Annotated in this window: 4 protein-coding genes, 1 tRNA gene and 1 pseudogene; 4 read left to right on the top strand and 2 right to left on the bottom strand. The window is 62.1% G+C overall.

From position 1 onward, the window contains the following. On the bottom strand, window positions 1-486 hold a 486-nt coding region (locus tag EN969_RS21900; RefSeq protein ID WP_127419385.1), incomplete at its 3' end, for an extracellular solute-binding protein. 85 nt (window positions 487-571) lie between these two features. Here EN969_RS21900 and EN969_RS21895 point away from each other — a divergent pair. From EN969_RS21895 to EN969_RS21880, 4 genes are all read left to right on the top strand, one after another. Next, window positions 572-1,465, top strand: coding sequence for a helix-turn-helix domain-containing protein (locus EN969_RS21895; protein WP_024504770.1), 894 nt, complete (start codon window positions 572-574; stop codon window positions 1,463-1,465). A gap of 320 nt (window positions 1,466-1,785) precedes the next feature. Beyond that, a tRNA-Phe gene (locus EN969_RS21890) sits at window positions 1,786-1,861 on the top strand. A gap of 155 nt (window positions 1,862-2,016) precedes the next feature. Next, window positions 2,017-2,457: a hypothetical protein gene (locus EN969_RS21885; RefSeq protein ID WP_013533589.1), complete on the top strand. Its 441-nt coding sequence runs from the start codon at window positions 2,017-2,019 to the stop codon at window positions 2,455-2,457. A gap of 378 nt (window positions 2,458-2,835) precedes the next feature. Then, complete coding sequence (locus tag EN969_RS21880) at window positions 2,836-3,174, top strand: hypothetical protein (RefSeq protein WP_013533590.1); 339 nt, start codon at window positions 2,836-2,838, stop codon at window positions 3,172-3,174. Between the two features lie 26 nt (window positions 3,175-3,200). On the opposite strand, the pseudogene EN969_RS21875 reads toward EN969_RS21880, so the two are convergent. Then, window positions 3,201-3,544, bottom strand: a pseudogene (locus tag EN969_RS21875) (alpha/beta hydrolase); the annotation flags it as partial.

The raw sequence follows: 3,544 nt of genomic DNA, 5'->3' as shown, positions 1-3,544 counted from the left end.
GGTCTTGATCGAAGCAGGATCGACGCCGGCCTTTTCGTAGAAGTCGCGGCGATAAAAGGCGGCCACCGGGCCGGAATCCCACGGCATCGCGTAGGCCTTGTCGCCCACTTCCAACTCGGTGCGCTTGAAATCGGGGAATTTTTTCTGGTCGTCGGCTGTGTAACCGAGCGTATGCAGGTCGACGAAGCAGTCGGGGAACTGGCTCCAGTAATTCTCGGCCTCGCCGTTCTCGATGGTGACGACATCAGGCAGCCCGACGCCGCCGGCGGCGCAGCCGGCGATCGACTTGTCGTAAGTCGGCTGGTTGCCGAGATCCTGGACCGTGACCTTGACGTCGGGAAATTGCTTGTTGAAGCCGGCAATGGTCGCTTTCAGCGATGAAGCCGCGACATTCCAGCTCCAGATGGTGATTTCGCCGGATTGCGCGAAGGCCGGGGCTGAGCCCAGGGCAAGCGCGAGCGCGGCGCAGGTCATTGTGATGCGCATTGAAATCCTCCCATTTCATTTGCTCTCTCACTGTGAGCGTGGCTAGACTATGCACCGGGCAAGGCCTGTCGCCGTCAAAGGGAATATGAAATTGGCGGAAAGTAAGATGCCTGAACGGCCGTTCTACCAGCCTGGGGCCAGCAGCGTGGAAGGCCTGCCGCTGCTCCTGCAGATGTTTCACACCAATCCGTTGGTGATGCTCAAGCCGCATTGGCACGCCCAGGTCGAGGTTAATTTCATCGTGCGCGGCAGCGTGCATTACCGCATGAACGACCACGAGATTTCGCTTTCGGCCGGCGAGATGTGCCTGTTCTGGGGTGGCCTGCCGCACCAGATGGACGATTTGTCCGACGACGCCATCTATGCCGGAGCGCATCTGCCGCTGGTGCATTTCTTCCGGCTGCACCTGCCCACGGACATAAGGCACCGGCTGATGACGGGCGCAACACTGGTGACATCGGCCACCGACCAGTCCGACAACCATAATTTCGAGCGCTGGAACCGCTACGCCCGGTCCGGCGACCAGGCCAAGGCCGAACATGCCGTCAACGAATTGCTGCTGCGGCTGGAGCGAGTGCGGTTCGAGCCCTATCGGCTGGTATCCGCAACTCCGACCGACCAAGAAACAGGCAGCCCCTTTGACCAGCAATCGTCGCGGAATGTCGGACGCATGTGCGATTTCATCGCCGAAAACTTCCTCTATGACATCGATTGCGTGAACATCGCCGCGGCCGCCGACATCCATCCCAAATACGCCATGAGCCTGTTCAAGAAATCCACCGGCATGACGCTCAATGAGTATGTGAACCTGTTGCGGCTGAGCTATGCGCAGGCGCTTTTGATGCATCAGGACGCCAATGTGCTGCGTGTCGCCATGGATTCGGGTTTCGGCTCGCTCAGCGCCTTCAACAAGTCGTTCCGCAAGCTCGCCGGCATGTCGCCTTCCGATTTTCGGCGCGGCGTGACCGGCGCCAGATAGGCGATGGCGACTTGCGGGCGCCCAGTGCCGCGAGCATTGCTGCGCCTCGACCGCCGGCTAAAAGACATGTCACGGCGTTTCAGCCTGCAATAACGACGCCGACCAGGGTGAAGAAGGCCAGATAGTGCCATGCCGTGCGCGATTCCGGCCCGCAAGCGGCATGGAAACCCGGGCGCCGCACGGCATCGCTTTTCCTGCCTGAAATCGCCACCTAGGCGCTGGACAGGCCGAATTCCCGTGCTATAACCCACGCGCTTTCAAGGGGCGCCCCACGGCGCCTCGATGAATTCCGGCCTGCGAGTTTTCGTTTGCCGGAACAGGCCCAGATAGCTCAGTTGGTAGAGCAGCGGACTGAAAATCCGCGTGTCGGTGGTTCGAATCCGCCTCTGGGCACCATCCCCTCCTGGTCCGTTCTGGGCACCCCCCGTCGCGTCGCCGCCTGCATCGCCAAGTGGAATCACTTTGCGCACATTGGCCCGCCGGCGGATTTAATTTGCTTGGCCACCCCTCAACCCTGGGGCAAACTGCCCGTTGGGGCTGCAGGAGGTGAAATGAGAGCACGCGCAGCAACGCTTGGGGATCTGGAGGATGTCTTTCGCGGTCTGTCCAAGCGAATGTCGGACGAATACGTCGCTGCCGGCAAGGACAGCAAGATCGCCTACGACAACCTTATGATGAATTTGAAGGAGGGCCGCGCGCACGCGCTTGTCGAGGGTGACAAGGCCGTGGCGATCATCGCCTGGCATGAGAACAGCGACGCCGCCGACACGCTGTTCGCCGCACGGGAGGACTTCTTCCGGGCCACGACCGTCCGTTTCTGCAAGCGGCATATCAGGCATATCCAGGCGCTCGCCGGCAACCTCGCCATCCATTCGCGCAGTTGGCTCCAGGGGCCGGATGTCGCAAGATGGTTCGGCGTCATCGGCTATGTCGAGCGCGGCCGGGAGAACGGCGCCACTTTGTTCGAGCTGCCGCCGGCTCGCATCGGCTAGGAAACCCTGGGCTGGTCAAGATCCCTTGCCGCAAACACCGCCACCCTCTCGCGATCGCCCGCACAGGTTCGTCGATGCGGGTCACCGTCTTCGGCTCCAGGATCCCTTGCTCGGCGGCCTTCTGAACTGCCTTAGCAAGCGGCTTGCGCCGGGCGCCGATTGGCGGGATGTTATGGGAGGGCAACCGGGGGGCAAACCGGCACGCCGAGACAGATATGGCTGCTGGAAATGTCACGAGCTTGCTTCGCCTTTCTTGCCTTTGTTGCCTTGGTGAGGCCGGTAGGGGCAGGCGAGTGGACGTCTCATCTGCTTGACCGCCCAAGCCTGGCAGCCGCCTATTTTCGCCAAGCCGATCTTGTGACTGCATACGCGACCGCAATGGCGCGCTTCCGTCTGCAGCTCGCAGGGCGTGCCGGCGAAAACAACCTTGCGGTCCCTCTCGAACCACTGCTTTTGCGGGCGGAATTCCGTGCGCGGACATGGCGCTCGGCGGACGGCAGCCTGTTGCAAGGCTTCGCCGGCAAGGGCGGCTTCCGGCTGACTATCGGCAACTGCCTGGCGCGCATCTGCGCTGCCAGCGAATGCAGCGATGCCGGTTGGCCGGTTTACGCCTGCAGCGACGGAGGCAAGCGCAAGATGTCCGTCACGGATTTTGTGACGGCAAACTTCGGCGGCGTCTCCTACCGCCGATTGAGCGCCTCCCCTTCACAGGAATGACAGCGCCGACCGTCTTGCTGCGGCGTTCAGCAAAGGGCGGTGTCCCTCCTCACCGCAAACGCCGCCTGCACCGCGCGATTGACGGTGACCGGCAGGATCGACATGTGGTTCTCGCCGGCATGCAGTTCGAAACTGGCGCGCACGCCCGGGAGAGCATCAAGACGCTGCGCCATTGCCCGCGCGAATGCGTCGGTGCGTGTCACCTTTTTCTGCTTCAGGCGCTTTTCCTCGTCCTCGGCGCCAATCTGGAACGGCGCCAGCTTCTCGGTCTCGTACTCGCCGGCCGACAGGATCATGGTCGCCGCCAAACCATCGGGAATGGCGGCCTCGAAGGCTTCGAGAAAGCGGTCGATGGCACGCTCTTCCCAAT

The sequence above is a fragment of the Mesorhizobium sp. M7A.F.Ca.CA.003.01.2.1 genome, from assembly GCF_003998945.1.
Taxonomy (GTDB): domain Bacteria; phylum Pseudomonadota; class Alphaproteobacteria; order Rhizobiales; family Rhizobiaceae; genus Mesorhizobium; species Mesorhizobium ciceri.
This window is presented reverse-complemented; position numbering and strand designations above follow the sequence as displayed.